Source organism: Caproicibacter fermentans, assembly GCF_009746625.1.
GTDB classification, from domain to species: domain Bacteria; phylum Bacillota; class Clostridia; order Oscillospirales; family Acutalibacteraceae; genus Caproicibacter; species Caproicibacter fermentans.
This window is the reverse complement of sequence record NZ_VWXL01000053.1, coordinates 46,893-64,753: the sequence shown is the minus strand read 5'-3', so window position 1 is coordinate 64,753 and position 17,861 is coordinate 46,893. Positions and strand designations below refer to the sequence as shown.

The following is a 17,861-nucleotide window of genomic DNA, read 5'->3' as shown; positions in this document are numbered from 1 at the left end:
CGGTATGGGTTCTTACATTCCTTCCACCCCGGAAGAGCAGAAAGAGATGCTTTCCGCCGCCGGATTCGATTCCTTTAACGGCCTGTTCTCGCAGATTCCGGAATCGGTCCGCCTGAGCCGCCTGCTCGACCTGCCGCAGGGTCTCTCCGAACTGGAAGTGCGGCGGAAAATGACCGCGATCGCTTCGGAAAACAAGGTGTTTCCCACCGTATTCCGCGGGGCCGGCGCGTACCGGCATTACATTCCCGCCGCCGTCACCCGCATTACCGCGAACGAGACCTTTCTGACCGCCTATACCCCTTATCAGGCGGAGATCAGCCAGGGGATTTTACAGTCGATTTTCGAGTACCAGACCATGATCTGTGAACTGACCGGCATGGAAGTTTCGAACGCCTCCGTTTACGACGGCGCAAACGCCGCCGCGGAAGCCGCCGCGATGTGCCGCGACCGCGGGCGCACGACGGTCTATGTTTCCGCGGCCTCTCATCCGGATACCATTCGGACCATTCGGACTTACGCGTTCGGCGCGGACACTCAGGTTTGCCTGGTTCCCGAGAAGGACGGCGCGACGGACGCTTCCGCCCTGAAAGACCTGCTGGAACAGGACAAAACCGCGGCATGCTTCTTTTTGCAGCAGCCGAACTATTTCGGAACGATTGAAGACGCAGCGGCATTGGGTGAAATTGCTCACGCGGCCGGGGCGAAATTCATTATGGGATGCAACCCGATCTCCCTCGCTGTTCTGAAAACACCCGCCGAATGCGGAGCGGATGTCGCGGTCGGCGAAGGTCAGCCGTTCGGTATGCCGCTCGGCTTCGGCGGCCCGTATCTCGGCTTTATGGCCTGCAAAAAGGCGATGATGCGCCGCCTGCCCGGCAGAATCGTCGGCCAGACCTCCGACGACGCCGGCAACCGCGCGTTTGTATTGACGCTTCAGGCGCGCGAGCAGCACATCCGCCGGGAAAAGGCGCTGAGCAACATCTGCTCCAACGAAGCGCTCTGCGCGCTGACCGCGTCCGTCTACCTGAGTACAATGGGTCCGGACGGACTCAGAGCGGCGGCGGAGCAGTGCTATTCCAAAGCGCATTACGCCGCTAAGAAAATCGGCGCGGTCAAAGGCTTTGAGCTGAAGAACCAAACAGAATTTTTCCATGAGTTCGTCACCGCCTGCCCGAACGTGCAAAAGACACTCGAATTACTGGAACGGCACGGCATTCTGGGCGGTCTTCCCCTGCCGGACGGCGGACTGCTCTGGTGCGTAACGGAATGCAACTTCAAAGAGGAAATCGACCGGCTTGCCGAACTGCTGGAGGAGGCGGAACAAGAATGAATTTGATTTTTGAAGAAAGCCGCGCGGGCCGCGGATGCACGATTCTTCCGGCATGCGACGTGCCGGAAACCGCCCTGCCGCAGCAATTCGCGCGCAAGGCTCCTCTTCGTCTTCCGCAGCTGTCGGAAAACGACCTGAGCCGCCATTACAGCGCGCTCGCGAAGCGTTCGTTCGGCGTCAACGACGGTTTTTATCCCCTCGGTTCCTGCACTATGAAATATAACCCAAAAATCAACGAGGAAATGGCGGCATTGCCCGGATTCACGGAAATTCATCCTCTTCAGCCCGCTCACACGGCTCAGGGATGCCTGAAAGTACTGCATCTGGCGGAAAAATTTCTCTGCGAAATCACCGGGATGGATGAAATGGTCTTTCAGCCTGCGGCGGGCGCCCACGGCGAATACACGGGCCTGCTGCTGATCAAGGCCTGGCATCATTCCCGCGGCGACCAGAAGCGCACCAAAATCATCGTGCCGGATTCCGCGCACGGCACCAACCCGGCAAGCGCGGCCATGGCGGGCTACACCATTGTGAACATCCCGTCCGGCCCTGACGGCTGCGTCGACCTGGAAGCGCTGAAAAAAGCCGTCGGCGACGATACCGCAGGGCTGATGCTGACCAACCCGAACACGCTCGGCCTGTTCGATAAAAACATTCTGCAGATTACGCAAATTGTCCACGAAGCGGGCGGATTGTGCTTCTATGACGGCGCAAACCTGAACGCGGTGGTCGGCGTCGCGAGACCCGGAGACATGGGCTTCGACGTGATTCACCTGAACCTGCACAAAACATTTTCCACTCCTCACGGCGGCGGCGGCCCCGGCGGCGCGGCGGTCGGATGCAAATCTTCTCTTGCCCCGTTTTTGCCCGTGCCCCGCGTCGCGGAGCACGACGGGAAATTTTATCTCGACGACAACCGCCCGCAGAGCATCGGCAGTGTCAAATCCTTCTACGGCAATTTTCTTGTCATCGTGCGCGCTTTGACCTATCTGCTGACGCTTGGGAAAGAAGGCGTCCCTCAGGTTGCGGAAAACGCCGTTTTGAACGCAAACTACCTGATGGCGCTGCTGAAAAAGCGGTATCAGGTGGCCTACGACGTTCCCTGTATGCACGAATTTGTTCTTTCCCTGCAGGACTTAAAGGATTCCTGCGGCGTGACCGCGATGGACGTCGCGAAATCCATGCAGGACCTTGAAATGCACCCGCCGACCATGTATTTCCCGCTGATTGTGCACGAGGCCCTGATGATTGAGCCGACCGAAACCGAGTCAAAAGAGACGCTGGACCGGGCCGCCGAAGCTCTGCTCGAGCTGTACGAAAAGGCGCTTGCCAACCCGGAAGCTATGCACCGTGCCCCGGAAAGACGCGTGATCGGACGCCCGGACGAGGTGGAAGCCGCAAGGCATCCTGTGGTGAAATACGAATATGATTCATAACGCGTTACTCTGCACAACCGACCATCTGATTCCGTACCGGAATCTGGCTTTGGAAGAATACCTGATGGACACTGTTCCCGAGGGTACCTGTATTCTTTATCTATGGCAGAACCAGAACACCGTAGTCATCGGCCGGAACCAGAATTGCTGGAAGGAATGCCGCGTGAAAGAACTGGAAGCCGACGGCGGGCACCTTGTCCGCCGCCTTTCCGGCGGAGGAGCGGTCTTCCACGACCTGGGCAATCTGAATTTTACGTTCCTGGTTCGTAAAGAAGACTATGACGTTTCCCGCCAGCTCGATGTGATTCTGCGGGCCGTTTCCGCCTGCGGGATTCAGGCCGAAAAATCCGGCCGCAACGACATCACGGTCGACGGGCGCAAGTTTTCCGGCAACGCATTTTATTTCAGCGGGGAAAGCGCCTATCACCACGGCACGATCCTGATCGATGTGGATAAGGAGAAAGCGGGAAGATACCTGAGTGTTTCCGCAGAAAAAATCCGCTCCAAGGGAGTTGATTCCGTTCGGTCGCGCATCGCGAACCTGAATGAGTTTTGTCCCGGACTAACCGTAAATGATATGAAACGGGAGCTTTCAAAGGCGTTTGGCCAGGTTTACGGAACAGAGCCGAAAATCATCTCTCCGGACTCGATTGACGAGCGGCGCGTAGAAGAACTGCGGCTAGAATTTTCGGATCCGGATTGGATCTATGGCGTTCAGATGCCGTTCTCCTGCGAGTTTTCCAGTCGTTTTTCCTGGGGCGGCGTAGGAATCGGACTGCGGGTTCAGGGCGGCGTCATTGCCGGAGTGCAGGTTGACTCCGACGCAATGGATGAGGAATTCATCCGCCGGATCCCGCCGTGCCTGACCGGCTGCCCGTTTTCTTCCGAAGAAGCGGTCAAACGGCTTCGCACGGAATTTTCCGGTGAATCCGAGGAGCGCAGCCAATACGAAGCAGATATTGAGCGCTTACTTACCCAACAGCAGTTTTAAAACAGCCCGCAGGCAAAAAAAACCTGCGGGCTTACTCTTAAAAAGGAGCATCCGTATGGAGAAAAAATATGATTTGGCGGTGATCGGGGGCGGCCCCGCCGGTTACGAAGCCGCCATCCGTGCCGCCCGGCTCGGTTTTTCCGTCGCGCTGATCGAAGCCCGCAACATGGGCGGAACCTGCCTGAACCGCGGCTGTATTCCTACAAAAGCGATTCTTCACTCTTCCGGGCTGTACCGTGAAGCAAAAGAGTTCGGTGAAATCGGCCTTGCGGCAGACGGCCTTTCCTTTGATTTCGGCGCCATCCTGCGCCGAAAAAACCAGGTGGTTGCGGAGCTGCGCGCCGGAATTGAAAAGCTGCTGAAAGCAAACGGGGTCGGCTGTTTTGAGGGCAGAGGTTTTCTGGAAAGCGCCGAACGGATTACCGTAACGGGGTCCTCCGGCACGCAGGAACTAAGGGCCGACAGGATTCTTCTGGCAACCGGCTGCGCACCGTCCGTTCCCCCGATTCCCGGGGCAGAACTGCCCGGCGTTGTAACAAGCGACGGTCTTCTGGAGCTCGATGCCCTCCCCCGCCGTCTGGTCATCATTGGGGGCGGCGTCATCGGCGCGGAGTTTGCCACCGCTTTTTCCGATCTGGGCTGTGAAGTGACAATCGTGGAGGCCATGCCCCGGATTCTGCCGACCATGGACCGTGAAATTTCTCAAAGCCTTTCCATGATTCTCAAAAAGCGCGGCGTGCGGGTTCACTCTTCCGCAAAGGTGGAGCAAATTGCCGGGGATTCTCCGCTTGTCTGCCGGTTCACGGAAAAGGAGACGGAAAACCGTGCGGAAGCGGACCTTGTCCTGATTGCAGTCGGCCGCAAACCCGCGACCAATGATCTTTTCACCGAAGGACTCGGAATAAAAACGGAAAAAGGATTTATCTTGACCGACGGGCACCACGAAACAAGCCTGCCCGGCGTCTTTGCCGTAGGGGACGTGACCGGGGGAATCCAGCTTGCCCACGCCGCTTCCGCCCAAGGAATCGAGGCGGTGGAGTACATGGCGCAGGGAACGGAACCGGCTCGCCCCCGCGCAATCCCCTCCTGCGTCTACACAAGCCCGGAAATCGCCTGCGCCGGCCTTTGCGCGGACGAGGCGAAACAGGAAGGCATTGAGGTCACCGTCGGCAAGGCTCTGACCGCTTCCCTTGGGAAATCGGTCATCGAGCGCAATGAGCGCGGCTTTGTCAAGCTGGTGTTTGAAAAGCAGTCCGGCGCGCTGATCGGCGCGCAGCTGGTGTGCGAACGCGCGACCGACCTGATTGCGGGCCTGGTGCAGGCGATTGACCGGCGCGCGACGGCGCGCGAGCTGGCCGGCGTGATTCGCCCGCACCCCACCTTCTCGGAGGCTGTAACCGAAGCGGCGGAGGACGCGCTGGGCGGCGCGATCCACGCGATGCCCCGTGTAAGAAGAGCCTAGCCTGTTTCTCGAAAAAATCACACCCTCAGCGTACTATTTTGCACATTTCCTTGCAGAGTTTAACCCTGACTGGTAAAATAATACTATAAGAATATTTGACTAAGGGGGAACCTGCATGATGAGAAAAACTCTTGCGGTTTTTACGGCTGTTCTTCTGATTTTGATTCCAATCAACTGCTTCGCGGCGTCAAACGGTGCAATGAATTTAAAAGCGGGGCAGACCATAACGCAGTCGGGAGCCTATTACAATGACGGAGTTCTATATCTGGAGTTGGAACCGGTCTGCCGGTATTTGAGCTACACGGTCACTCCGGCCGATGCCGGCAGCGACATCCGCCTGACAAACGGTTCCGACACCATAAAGATTGACCCGGCCGGAAATCAAATCGTGAAAGACGGGCATACGCTCAATGTCTCCTATCTGTCCCCCGAGGATACGCTGGGCGGCGGCTGTATGCGGTTAAACGGCAGGCTTTATATGCGCGCCGACCTGCTGTCCCATCTGCTGGGGCTCGACGTGCAAACCAACGAAACGCAGAAAACCGTCATGGTGCGCGGAATCATCCAAAATGTCCTGAACATTGAAACGAAGCGAAACGATCTCTCCGAAGGCCTGCTGACGGCAACTATTCAGTACCCGGTGCTGTCCGGTCCGTGGAACGCGCAGGCGCTTGAGACCATGAACGGAATCTTCAAGCAGGCCGCGGATTCCGCCGTGGACCAGGGACGCAAAAACTCAAAGGAGCTTGAAAACATTGCGGCGATTCAAAAAGCCTCCGGCAACGAATACGGCGGCACGATGCAATGCTCGGTCTATTTCGACTACGATATCAAGTACAGCCAGAACGGCCTTTTCAGCGTCGTTCTGAGCAATTACCAGTATGCGGGCGGCGCGCACGGTTCGACCATACAGACCTCGTACGCCTTCGATCTGAATACGGGCAAACAGCTCGCCCTTTTCGATTTCATGAAGAAAGACAGCGGGTATCAGAAATTTTTCGACGCAAAAGTACGGAACGAAATCGACTCGCGCGTGAAAGAAAAAATATTGTTTGAAAATACTCCTTTTCAAACGCTCGGCGACAATCCTGATTTTTACCTTTCCGGCGACGGGATCACCTTCTACTTCCAGCAGTACGAATATTTCCCCTATGCGGCGGGAATTCAGGAATTCCCGGTTTCGTTTGAATCCATCTCTCAAATGCTGAATCCATCGTACAGCCGCCTTTCCCAAAAGCTGAATCGAACCGCATAACAGAAAAAGAAAAGCGGTATTTAAGGGGCACTTCATGGTGCTCCTTTTTTATGTTTTCCCGGCGCCCTCACGCAAACCAACTTCCTGTCACGTTCCGCCCCCGAACTACTTACTATACCAGTAAAGAAGAAACGGTTCCATTCGTGACACAAAGGAACGGAGGCTCGGAATGTCAATCAGTCTTTGTATGATTGTAAAAAACGAGGAAGAAAACCTTACAAGGTGTCTGAACAGCGTGAAAGACCTTGTCAGTGAAATAATTTTGGTGGATACGGGCTCCACAGACCGCACCGTTTCAATCGCGCGGGATTTCGGGGCCTCCTTTTTCTCTTACCGGTGGAACGACAGTTTTTCAGACGCCAGAAACTACGCCCTCTCAAAGGCGGCCGGAAGCTGGATTCTCGTCATGGACGCGGATGAGGAGCTGGAGCCGGAAGACCGTAGCGCACTGATTGCTCTCGCACGGGAAGAGGACGGCGCTTCTGAAGTCTTCTGCGGTAAAACGCTCTGCTATTCGGGGGACCGGGCGGACTGCTGCAACCTTCTGGTCACCATGAACGTCCGGCTGATCCGAAACGGCAAAGGGTACCGCTATGTAGGGCGCGTTCATGAGCAGCTCTCGGGTCCCGAAGGCCCGCCGCGCATGACTGCTTCGGGCATTCGGTTCTACCATTACGGATATTTATCCTCTCAGATTGAAAAAAAAGAGAAGCACGGGCGCAATATCGCCCTGATTCAAAAGGAGCTGGAAGACAGTCCCGGCAACGGCTTCATGCTTTTCAATCTTGGCAATGAATACCTCGCCCTTGGAAAAGCAGAGGACGCCATGGATTGTTATCGTGAGAGTTACCGGACTCTGGACCCCGCTTACGGATACGGCACCATGCTTCTCACACGGATGATTCTGTGCTGCGAACAGCTTGGCAGAGACGAAGATCAGGCGCGGTATATTCTGGAGGGGCTCCGGCTGTATCCGCGGCTGACCGATTTTGAATACCTAAGGGCGTGCATGCTGCACCGTCAGGGCAAGCTGCTGAAAGCCGTTCGATCCTGCCGCAAGTGCATCCGCATGGGCCCGCCGCCTTCCGACATGAACAGCGTCTACGGCGTCTCCTCCTTTAAGCCGTATCACCGGCTGTCCGTGTTATATGAACAGCTTGGGGAACCGGAGCTCGCTCTTCGTTACTGCCGTAAAGCCATTCGCCTGAATCCCCGCGACCGGGAAGCGTTTGCCCGCATGGCATATCTGCTGTTCGCTAAGGGCTGCACCCCTGTTCAGGTTAAGTCGAGCCTTTTGCGGCTGTCGGATAAAGACTTCTGTTCTTTTTTGATGCTGTCCGATCTGTTTTACGACCGGCGGATGTACCTTGAGGCCCTGCAGTTTGCCGTCAGGGCGCAAAAACGGGCGCCGGCATGCTGCACCGCCGCCCGTTATGATGAAGGAGTCTGCCGGTTTTTTCTGGGGCAGTACCGGCGCGCGTACCGGTGCCTGTCGCGGACTCCCGATGTACGCGCGGACAGCCGCGCCGCATTCTTCCGCGCCCTTTGCAGCCTGGTGGACCCCTCCGCGGCGCCTGTGGAGACAGATGAGCTATCCTTCGGGCTCTCTGCCGCCGACGCCGCTGCCGCGACCGCGTTTCGGGCGCTGCTCAAAGGGGAACCCTGCCCGATCCTGAGCAAAAACCGGAAGGAACCGCATCTCTGTGCGGACTCCATTTTCGGTCTGCTGGAAATCCTGCTGCGGGGCGGCCTGCTAAACGAATTTACAAAAGCCGTACAGCTTCTGAATCAGATCGACGATCGCGGCGTTCTGATTCGACTCGGCAAGCTGTGCTATCGATACGGTTACGCAGAGCTGGCGTGCCGCGAGCTGAAACGCTCGATCTGCGTCACCGGCGAAATCGATGCGGAAGGACTTTCGATCCTTTCGAAAACACTCGCCGCAGCGGCCAAGGGTTAAAAGAAACTCACGAATTTCCGTTTCAGAAAGCCTTCGATCTTTCGTGCGTCGGCGTACCCCTTCCGATACATCTGCTCCATACATTCCTTGTTTTTCGTCAGTGTCTTCATCCCGCAGCAGTCGTCCGGGGCAAGAATCAGCGCACTGCCCCGCCCGGCATATTTCTTTGCCAGCGCAACACCGTCATTGTACTTCCGATACCGGTGGGAAAGGCAGTCCGCCGCAACCGGATATTTTCGTCTTAAAAGCCTGACCATGCGGGCATCATCCTTCTGCGCGCGGATAAAATTCAAAGGCTTGGTCAGAATCACCACCACTCTGTCGCATCCGTCGTCAAACGCTTTTTGAACCGGGACGGGATCTGCCAGCCCTCCGTCAAAGCAGGGGATGCCGTTGACCAAATACGGCTCGCAAACGCCCGGGATACAGGACGACGCTTTGAGAATATCGTAGTGATCCTGCTTCATGTCCGTTTTATCAAAATAAATGGTTTCTCCCGTCTCAGCTTTCAGCGCAACGGTCTTCATCTCGCCGGCGAACCGTTCGATCTCTTTGAAATTCAGAGGGTCTTCTCCGTCCTGATTGGAAAGATCGCCGTAAACGTAATCCATATTGATGTAGGAACCCGTATGGACCAGATTCTTTAAGCTCATATATTGCCTGCGGAAGGAGTATTCCGTATAGAACCGGTAATTTCTGCCCTTCTGTTTTCCCAGGTAGGATGCGATGTTCGCGCTGCCGGCGGAGACGCCGATACAGTAATCGAACTGAATTCCTTGCTCCAGGCAGCAGTCAAAAACACCGGCCCCATAGATCCCTCGCAAACCGCCGCCCACATCAACAACACCGTTCATCTTAATGATGCTCCTTTAAACTGATCTTCCGGAGATGATTTACTCCGTTTCTCTAAAGAAAGCGGAGAGGCAACGCCGTACACGGAATATGTCTTTTGCCGGTTTATGTAAGGCTGACTTCTCCGGCGTAACAGGTTTCAAAAATCCGTCGGATTTCCCCCGGACGGTTTGTCTGCCCCAGCGCCCACATCAGCTTTGTGACCGCAGCCTCGGTCGTCATGTCATAGGCCTGCAGCACCCCTGACTCCAGGGCCTTCTGCCCCGCCTGATAAATGGTAAAATCGCTCCGTTCGTAAAGGCACTGGCTGCAAACCACGACCGGAATGCCGGACTGTACCACCTTGTGCAGTTTGGAAATCAAGTCGCGGCGGACAAAATTCAGGCCGCCCGCGCCGAACGCTTCAATCACGATCCCCTTGTACTGCATTTGCAGCAGCATATCGAAGATTTCCGGATTTAAGCCCGGCGTCAGCTTGATTAAAATGACGCCGTCGCAGAGGCGGTCTTCCAGCTGAAAATCACCCGAAGGCTTTTGCAGGACGGCCTCGTTCAGATTCAGCCCTGTGGAATCCACCATCGCCGCGTAGGGGCAGTTGACGCTTTCAAAGGCGTCGAATCCCGTCGTGCGCACCTTGACCGCCCTGGTTCCCAGAATGATTTTTCGGTCGAACGCGACAAAAACGCCCGCCCTTCCGCTGGTCGCCATGGCAAAAGCACAGCGCAGATTTTCAACGCCGTCGGTCAGCGGGTGCCGGATCGGGAGCTGAGAACCGGTCAGCACAACCGGAACCGGAATGTTCCGAAGCATAAAGGACAGCACCGAAGCGGTATAGGCCATGGTATCCGTTCCGTGGGTCATGACAATGCCGTCGTACTGCTGAAACCGGGAAGCAACGGCACGCGCCATCCCCTGCCACTCCTCCGGCTGGATATTGGAGCTGTCCAGCTGGTACAGGTTTTCTATTTGAAGCTGGTTTTCCGCGGCAAGCCCGTTCAGGTATGCCGCAAGCAGGCGGCCGTCCATCGCGGGAACCAAGCCTTCCTCGGTCGGTTCGGAGGCGATCGTCCCGCCCGTAGTCAGCATCAGAATTCTTTTCATACGGCCTCCAGATTCACTTGTCAAAACAATTATTATATCAATTATGGCATGAACAGAAAGCAAAGTAAAGAAACAGAACAGAAAATATTTTACTCGGATCATTGGAAAATCCGTTCATATAAAACAAAAAGAAAGTCCCCGCTTTCTTCGGAGACTTTCCATGCGGGTACACGGCCGCGGAAAAGGGGCAGTGATTTTGGGTTAGCGGTGTGCAGCCGTTTTCCGGAGAACGGCGACCAGCGCCGGAATCACAATAATTTGAAGAACGATTCCGGGGATTGCGTTCAGAAACGCCCCGCCGAGAAACATCACCCAAGTGAACCCTTTTCCAGCCGCCTGATACAGAAAAATACTGGCTCCGCCCCAAATGACGCGGCCCAAAATCATGGACAAAATCAGAGCGGCGTAAATTGACGAAATCGTCTTCGGGAACTTTCTGTAAAAAAATCCGCTGAAAAAGCCGTATGAGGCAAGCTCCAGCGCCATCGCCGCCGCGGTCGGGTAAATCGGGGGCATACCGAACAGAACGGAACGGAACAAAGGCGTGATCAGCCCGACCAGCAAGCCGTAAGGCCAGCCGCATAAGAATCCGCAGAGAAGGACCGGGATATGCATAGGCAGCAGCATTGAACCAATCTGAGGGACCTGCCCCGTGAGAAAGGGCAGCAACAGGCCAAGTGCCAGAAACAGCGCGGAAAAAATCAGATTTTGCACCGAAGACAAACCTTCGGCATGAGATGCAAGTGCTTTTTGATTGGATTCCATAATTTTTCCTCCCAATATAAGTTGGCCTTCCCTTGGGAAAGAAAAATATCTTCATGATACTTTAATCTTTTGTATGTTCAGCCTGAACAAAATTGACCGTCGTCGAGACGGCGGATTCAATATAACGGGACAGGGGCAACTCCGGGATTCCGGCGACCATGCAGTTGCATTTGCTGATGGGAATCAGAATTTTTTTGGCATGGCTTTTTCCCACCGCCGCCGACATGGCAGGCGTGATTTCCCCAAAAAGGGAATCCGCGATCAGGATTCCGATCGGTCCCAGGATAAGATCGGCCCAGGCGCTGCCGAAAAGAACCGGATTTTCGCCTGTGGCACCGGCGTCGGCCCCGGCTTTCAGCATTGCCGCCGTGGCAATGCTGTTTGTGCCGACCGCGGTAACCGGCTGCTCCGGCAGAGCTTTGCGAAGCTGAGCGATCAACTGTTTTCCAAGGCTGCCCCCCTGGCCGTCGATGACTAAGATATTCATATCGTTTCCTTTCTGCCGCCTTCCTGGCGGCAGGCCTTTTCGGCCGGTCCGGCATAAATGAAAACAGCCTGAGCGTCTTTTCTTATTTTAACCAGAAGCGTCGGTCAGTTCAATAGTATTTTTCATATTTGCCTTTGATTTCGCAGAAAATCATTCGCCGTTGAGCCTTTACTTGCGTGCGAAAGTTGGATATACTGAATTCATTAACAGGTGGTGGTTCGATGAAAAGGTGCATTGTAACTGCCGGAATAGTTTGCAGTTTTACAAAATGAAGTAAGGAGCATGAAAATGACTATTCCGGAAAAAAGCATTTATCCCCGTGGCGACCATGAAACCGTATTTTTAAAGAACGTTGTGAAAGACCCCAATATCGCGGTCGGAGATTATACGTTCTACAACGATTTCGTAAACGACCCGACCCGTTTTGAAAAAAACAATGTCCTTTATCATTATCCCGTCAACCGGGAAAAGCTGATAATCGGGAAATTCTGTTCCATCGCGTGCGGCGCCAAATTTATCTTTACAAGCGCAAACCACACGTTACAGTCGCTTTCCACCTATCCGTTTCCGATCCTCGCGGACGAATGGGGGCTGGACTGGAAAAACGTCACCGAGGCCTGGGATAACAAAGGGGACATTGTCATCGGCAACGACGTTTGGATCGGCTATGAAGCCGTCATCATGCAGGGCGTGACGATCGGCAACGGCGCGATCATCGGTACAAGGGCCGTCGTCACAAAAGACGTGCCGCCCTATGCCATCGTCGGCGGCGTCCCGGCAAGGGAAATCAGAAAGAGATACGTCTTAAAGACCATCGCCATGCTGCAAAAGCTCGGGTGGTGGAACTGGCCTTATGAAAAGATTCGTAGACACTTATGGGAAATCATGAGCGGCAAGGTCGAGAAAATAACGAACGAATAACGGATTTTTCGGCCGGGCGCTCCGGAAACGGGGCGCCCGGCCGCCGCATTTCCTGTGTGATCTGATCACGGAACCTGATTTGCAAGGGAGTATAATAAAAACATACTATTTATGAAAAGGGAGTTTCACCATGATTTTCGGCCTTGGAAAGTCCGGAGAAAACAGCGCAAAAGACAAGACGCTGATTGTAAAAATCAGCCGCTGCCCGCAAAATCACCCCTGCCCTTCCGTCAGGGTTTGTCCGGTCGGGGCGCTGCATCAGGAGGGCTATCATGCGCCCACCGTCAATTCCGACAAATGCATCCGGTGCGGGAAATGTGTAAAATCCTGCCCCATGCGTGCTTTAAAGCTGGAATAAAGGCTGTATTGGAGAACGAAAATTCGATTTGACAGAATCCGTGAAGGAGGAGATGAACGGATGTTTCAAATTGCAGGCATACTGGCCGGCGGTGTTCTGGGCTTTCTTTATTATAAAAAGGTGGGATGCCCTACGGGCAGATGCCCCATTACGTCGAATCCCTACGGTTCCACTCTGTACGGCGCGGTCATGGGGCTGTTGGTCGGCTCTTTCTTTTAAATCTGCTCGAAACACACGGGGGCTGTTTAGCCTCGTCGTAAAAAAACGTACAAAAAATGCGCTTTGACTGGGCTTTTAAAGCCGTCTCAAAGCGCATTTTTTTGCTTTCAGGGTTATTGGTTTGTACAGTTTGCTATCGCAAATTCATTTTGCACAGCACCTTTCTTTTGATCCGCAGCATCCGGCGGCTTGTAATATCTGGCAATTCCACGTATAATAAAGCTGAAAATTTCTATCCCGCCCCCGCCGCGCGCGGTTTGCATCTGTATACAATCCTCAAGAGAGTCAAATATAAAAAGGAAAACCTGTCGGAAAGGACGTCCAAAATGGAACTCAACAAAAGCAACATGAAGAATCTGGCGCTTTTGATCGCCTTTGGCATCGTATTTTTCATGGTCCTGAAAAATTTATACCTGCTGCCCTGGCTGATCAATTCCGTTTCCAACATCATCGGCCCGGTTCTTGCGGGCTTCGCCGTCGCCTTCGTGATCAACGTTCTTCTCGTTCCGATTGAGACACGTCTCTTTTCTCCGCTGAACCGGCGGTACAAAAAAGTCTGGCCGAAAACGAGGCGGGCCGCCGGCATTTTTCTGTCCCTTGTCATTGTATTCGGTTTGATCGCGCTGATTATGCTGATCGTGATCCCGGAATTGGTCCGCACCATCACGAATTTGACCAACAACATACAGCCCTTTTTTAACGAACTGCAAAACAGCCTCGCGAAAATCGACCGCGACCACCCGGAAATCGCCGGGTATTTTAAAAACCTGAATATCGACTGGACCAATCTCAGCCAGATGATTGCGGGATACGGACAGAAATTCGCCAGCAGCCTGGTCGGCTCCAGCGTTTCAATGATGGGGATGATTTTTCACGGCGCCATCTCTTTCGTTCTGACCTTCGTCATTTCCGTCAACGTCCTGGCTCAGAAGGAACGCCTTTATCATCAGGTCAAACGGGTCATGTACGCTTACCTGCCCCAAAAACATGCGGACTCCGTATATCATGTCCTTCATTTGACGAACCGCGCTTTTTCCAACTTTATCGCGGGCACCTGCACCGAAGCCTGCATTCTCGGCTCGCTTTGTTTTGTCGGAATGAATCTGTTCCATTTCCCCTACGCACTGCTGATTTCGGTCTTTGTCGCCTTTATGGCGCTGATCCCGATTTTGGGCGCGTTTTTCAGCACCGTCTTCGGCGCTCTTCTGATTCTGATTGTCAATCCGATTCAGGCGCTCTGGTTCATCATCTATTTCGTGGTCCTGCAGCAGTTGGAGGGCAACCTGATATACCCCCGTGTGGTCGGCTCCAGAGTAGGCCTTCCGGCGCTGTGGGTACTGGTCGCCGTCACGATCGGCGGCAACGCGTTCGGCATTCTGGGAATGCTCATCAACATTCCGGTCTGTTCCGTACTGTACACACTTCTCCGTGAAAACGTAAACAAAAGAATGCGCCGGCCGAAGGAACAGCCGTCCCCCGACCCGAAATAAATTCATTTCCATCAAATCAACGGGTTACAGGTTTTCGCCTGCAGCCCGTTGATTATTATACCCCTATAAAAATAAAACAAAAAAAGGGATTGACCTTAACACAATGACAAGGTGTAAGATAGTTCAGGAATCGATTCCCAGGAGGCAAGCATGTTTACAATCGGAGAGTTTTCAAAGCTGAGCCATATTTCGGCACGGATGCTGCGGCATTATGACGCCATTGGCCTGCTGCGTCCCGCGCACGTCAACGAGCAGAACGGTTATCGGTATTACGACGCCGCGCAGCTGCCCGTTCTTCTTCAGATTGAAACTCTGAAGGACTACGGATTCTCGCTTTCTGAAATTTCGGAATTGCTGGTGCTTTCCCGGGAAGCGCTGGCAAAAAAAATCCATGCAAAGCGGCTGCAGGCATACGACGAATTGCATAAGCTTCGAAAAACTCTCCGACGAATGGAAGACGATATCATCAATATGGAGGGTAACCGTATGGTTCAGGAAAAATACCACGTCATTGTGATGGATACGCCCGCTCAAAGAGTATTCGGGCTTCGCAAAACAATCAGTATCGCGGAGGTTCACGACCTGTTTCAGGAATTGCTGCGGGAAGCCGACCGCCGGGGTCTGAAACGCGCCGGCGCAACCCAGCTGCTGTATCACGGAAGAGAATTTTCCTATGACAGCATGGACGCGGAAGCACAGGTTCAGGTTTCCGGAGACGGGCCGGACGTTCAGGAAATCCCCGCACAGCTTTGCGTCGCAACCACGCATGTCGGTCCTTACGAGACCGTAAAATACGCTTACGACGCCATCTGCGATTGGATGGCCGGGCATCCCGAATATCAAATCAGCGGTCCGGCCATCGAACGGTATCTGAAAGACGAGCATTCCGTTTCCGACCCGGATGAATATGAAACCGGAATTCTGTTTCCGGTAACAAAAGCCGAATAAATCCCTCGCGTGTTCAGGCGGCTCGCCCGGTTCAGGACGACAGCTTCTCGTGACCGCCGTCTTTTCCAAATACCCGGCGAATAAACGGCACCTTGACGCGAATCGCGCTTTGCGGGCAAAGCTCCTGGCAGCAGTAGCAGCGGATGCAGCGGTCATAACGGTACGACGGCGGATTACTTTTATTGCCGTCGTGCCAGTCGACCGCTTTCGGCGTTACGGGGCACATTTTAACGCAGACGCCGCATTTAACACATTTGTCCGCTATGATATACGGCCTGGGCACGAGAGCGTTTTTGATGACCGCCATGCCGCCGCCCGACCGTCCGGCTTTCATCGGCTTCCGATTGACCCGGAAATCATTCGCAACAAAGCTGTCGACCGGGTCCCCGAGCAATTCGATTTCCTCTTGCCGGCATGTGCCCAATCCCATTTCCATGCCGGCCTGATTCGTTAAAACCAGTTCCGGATCCAGATTCATCAATCTGCAAACCGTAGCATCCAGCGCAACGGGGTCCGCCGACAGCAGAAGCACATTCATTTTCCGGGGGGTTCCTCCCCGCGGGCCATTGCCTTCCATCGCCAGTATGCCGTCCATGATAAAAAGCCTTGGACGGATATAGGAATTCAAATCGATCAGCATTCTGGCAAATGCCGCGGCGTCCGGAATCCGGACATGAAATTCCCCTTTCCTTGTTCCGGGAATGCATCCGAACTGATTTTTGACCGCCCCGGTTACGCGTTGAAAGGCATGGGTCTTCATTTTGGGCAGGCTGACGACGCCGTCGCTGTCGAGCACCCCGTTCGCGATCGTAAACTTTTTATTCTGACGTCCCTCGGAAAAAAACACTTCGCGTCCGGATAAAAAATCTGCCGGGGCAATGCCAAGCTCCGCGGCAACAGCCTCGATTCCGCTCCGTTTCGCCGCGCGCTCCGGATTCTGAAAGGCCGGTGAATCTCCATAAGTGAGCTCCGCCCCCGCCTTTTGAAATATTTCGGCAGCCGCTTTGAAAACAGACGGGTGCGTAGTAACACATTTTTCGGGAGGATCCGCGGAAAGCCAGTTGGGTTTCAGCAGGATTTTCTCACCTGCCGACACAAATCCGTCAGGCCCCCCAAGCAAATCGATCCCCTTTTGAACCGCTTCTTTCACATGGCCGAAATCATAGTCCCCGCAGCGGACCAACGCAACCTTAGATTTGCTCATTACGATTCTCCTTTGTAACTATCTCTCTAACCGCAGTGTGGCACACGGCAGATACTTTGTCAAGCGCTTTTCAGTTTTATTCGTGGAATTTTCGCCGGCGCATACTGGCACAACAAGAAAACAGGCATGACCCTCGTAGAACAAGTGGTCTGCCTGTTTCTTTATTTTGTCTTAGCGCTCCTAATCTCACTATCAGCAGGTGAGAGCGGGCTTTCGTCAGTCCTCTTTTTTCCCCGGGGCAATCAGGTGCCTTGACACGGCCGCAAACGAATTCTGCGGCAGGAAAGAACTTCCCGCCGCATTCACGGATGGATAATCCCAGCCGCCATTGGAAAGGATCAGAGAAAACGCGGCTTTCTTTGCGTTCTGAAGATGCTCCGCCATATAGCGGGCCGCCTGCTCGAACTGATCGGACATAACCGCGTCCAGTATCCTGATATGCTCCTGATTCGACCTCTCCATTCTTTCCTCTATCTTTTTTCCGGACAGAATGCGGATTCGGCAATTTTGGACCTGTATGTTTTCATACGTCTGGATTAAGTACTTGTTTTGCGTGGCGGATATAAAAATATGATGAATCTCATCATCAATCTGATAAGCCTCGTCAATATTTCCAAACGAATTATTCTGAGAGTAATAATTTTTATAGTTCAGAAGCGTTGCTTTATCAATTTTATCCGCGTACCTCTCAATCGCAAACGGCTCGATCAGCAACCTGACTTCATAAATAGAGCTGATTTCATTAATGGATAAATCGGACACAACGATTCCTTTTTTGGGCAGAATCCTCACCAGATTTTCCTGCTCCAGCCGACCGATCGCGTCCCGAATCGGCGTCCTGCTGACTCCGATTTCTTTCTGAAGAATATTTTCGTTTAGGAAGGTGTTGGGAAGATATTCGCAGGATACAATCTTCTCCTTAATCATATGATAGGCTTTTTCTTTTAAACTGTTTGCACTCACATTAATATCCTCTGGAATACATGTTGTATTTCACATGCGTATTTTTGTTGGTATTATATCATGCTCGAGAAAAAATTTCAAGCATTATTTTTCCATTTAAAGAACGCAAAAGGTCTCTT

General features: G+C 53.7%; 17 protein-coding genes. 11 read left to right on the top strand and 6 right to left on the bottom strand.

All coding sequences use genetic code 11. The annotated features are described in order from the left end of the window. Positions 1–4: 4 nt before the first annotated feature. From gcvPA to CAFE_RS09815, 6 genes are all read left to right on the top strand, one after another. The gene (gene gcvPA / locus CAFE_RS09840; RefSeq protein ID WP_156990552.1) at positions 5–1,330 is read left to right on the top strand and encodes an aminomethyl-transferring glycine dehydrogenase subunit GcvPA; all 1,326 of its coding nucleotides are present in this window, start codon (positions 5–7) and stop codon (positions 1,328–1,330) included. Further along, positions 1,327–2,766 carry an aminomethyl-transferring glycine dehydrogenase subunit GcvPB gene (gcvPB, locus tag CAFE_RS09835; protein WP_066649791.1) on the top strand — a complete coding sequence of 480 codons (1,440 nt, stop codon included), beginning with the start codon at positions 1,327–1,329 and terminating at the stop codon, positions 2,764–2,766. The genes gcvPA and gcvPB overlap by 4 nt, the downstream gene beginning before the upstream one ends. Next, a complete protein-coding gene (locus tag CAFE_RS09830) occupies positions 2,756–3,757 on the top strand; it encodes a lipoate--protein ligase (protein WP_156990551.1) in 1,002 nt (333 codons plus the stop codon). The genes gcvPB and CAFE_RS09830 overlap by 11 nt, the downstream gene beginning before the upstream one ends. A gap of 55 nt (positions 3,758–3,812) precedes the next feature. Next, a complete protein-coding gene (gene lpdA / locus CAFE_RS09825) occupies positions 3,813–5,219 on the top strand; it encodes a dihydrolipoyl dehydrogenase (RefSeq protein WP_156990550.1) in 1,407 nt (468 codons plus the stop codon). Between the two features lie 115 nt (positions 5,220–5,334). Further along, positions 5,335–6,474: a PdaC/SigV domain-containing protein gene (locus tag CAFE_RS09820; RefSeq protein WP_156990549.1), complete on the top strand. Its 1,140-nt coding sequence runs from the start codon at positions 5,335–5,337 to the stop codon at positions 6,472–6,474. Positions 6,475–6,643: 169 nt separating this feature from the next. Next, positions 6,644–8,434 (top strand): glycosyltransferase, encoded by a 1,791-nt coding sequence (locus CAFE_RS09815; RefSeq protein WP_066649779.1) that lies wholly within the window; start codon positions 6,644–6,646, stop codon positions 8,432–8,434. Here the strand turns inward: CAFE_RS09815 and CAFE_RS09810 are convergent. The 4 genes from CAFE_RS09810 to CAFE_RS09795 all read right to left on the bottom strand — a co-directional run bounded on the left by CAFE_RS09810 (position 8,431) and on the right by CAFE_RS09795 (position 11,639). After that, a complete protein-coding gene (locus tag CAFE_RS09810) occupies positions 8,431–9,288 on the bottom strand; it encodes a patatin-like phospholipase family protein (protein ID WP_066649776.1) in 858 nt (285 codons plus the stop codon). The genes CAFE_RS09815 and CAFE_RS09810 overlap by 4 nt on opposite strands. 103 nt (positions 9,289–9,391) lie before the next feature. Further along, the gene (locus CAFE_RS09805; RefSeq protein WP_066649773.1) at positions 9,392–10,387 is read right to left on the bottom strand and encodes an asparaginase; all 996 of its coding nucleotides are present in this window, start codon (positions 10,385–10,387) and stop codon (positions 9,392–9,394) included. Between the two features lie 201 nt (positions 10,388–10,588). Beyond that, positions 10,589–11,152 (bottom strand): ECF transporter S component, encoded by a 564-nt coding sequence (locus CAFE_RS09800; protein WP_066649771.1) that lies wholly within the window; start codon positions 11,150–11,152, stop codon positions 10,589–10,591. Positions 11,153–11,213: 61 nt separating this feature from the next. Continuing rightward, positions 11,214–11,639: a DUF3842 family protein gene (locus tag CAFE_RS09795; RefSeq protein WP_066649768.1), complete on the bottom strand. Its 426-nt coding sequence runs from the start codon at positions 11,637–11,639 to the stop codon at positions 11,214–11,216. 288 nt (positions 11,640–11,927) lie between these two features. Here CAFE_RS09795 and CAFE_RS09790 point away from each other — a divergent pair, with 288 nt between their 5' ends. The 5 genes from CAFE_RS09790 to CAFE_RS09770 all read left to right on the top strand — a co-directional run bounded on the left by CAFE_RS09790 (position 11,928) and on the right by CAFE_RS09770 (position 15,575). Beyond that, entirely contained in the window at positions 11,928–12,560 is a 633-nt protein-coding gene (locus tag CAFE_RS09790; RefSeq protein WP_156990548.1) for a CatB-related O-acetyltransferase, read from the top strand. Between the two features lie 130 nt (positions 12,561–12,690). Then, positions 12,691–12,918, top strand: a complete 228-nt coding sequence (locus tag CAFE_RS09785) for a 4Fe-4S binding protein (protein WP_156990547.1) — start codon at positions 12,691–12,693, stop codon at positions 12,916–12,918. A 60-nt stretch (positions 12,919–12,978) separates the two neighbouring features. Further along, positions 12,979–13,137: a DUF6132 family protein gene (locus CAFE_RS09780; RefSeq protein WP_139104158.1), complete on the top strand. Its 159-nt coding sequence runs from the start codon at positions 12,979–12,981 to the stop codon at positions 13,135–13,137. 326 nt (positions 13,138–13,463) lie between these two features. Further along, positions 13,464–14,627 (top strand): AI-2E family transporter, encoded by a 1,164-nt coding sequence (locus tag CAFE_RS09775; protein ID WP_166525109.1) that lies wholly within the window; start codon positions 13,464–13,466, stop codon positions 14,625–14,627. A gap of 150 nt (positions 14,628–14,777) precedes the next feature. After that, on the top strand, positions 14,778–15,575 hold the full coding sequence (locus CAFE_RS09770) for a MerR family transcriptional regulator (RefSeq protein ID WP_066649762.1): 798 nt from the start codon (positions 14,778–14,780) through the stop codon (positions 15,573–15,575). Between the two features lie 31 nt (positions 15,576–15,606). On the opposite strand, the gene CAFE_RS09765 is transcribed toward CAFE_RS09770, so the two are convergent. Together CAFE_RS09765 and CAFE_RS09760 are read right to left on the bottom strand one after the other, a co-directional pair. Then, the gene (locus CAFE_RS09765) at positions 15,607–16,779 is read right to left on the bottom strand and encodes a DUF362 domain-containing protein (RefSeq protein ID WP_156990545.1); all 1,173 of its coding nucleotides are present in this window, start codon (positions 16,777–16,779) and stop codon (positions 15,607–15,609) included. A 216-nt stretch (positions 16,780–16,995) separates the two neighbouring features. Beyond that, entirely contained in the window at positions 16,996–17,742 is a 747-nt protein-coding gene (locus CAFE_RS09760) for a GntR family transcriptional regulator (RefSeq protein ID WP_066649756.1), read from the bottom strand. Positions 17,743–17,861 lie beyond the last annotated feature (119 nt).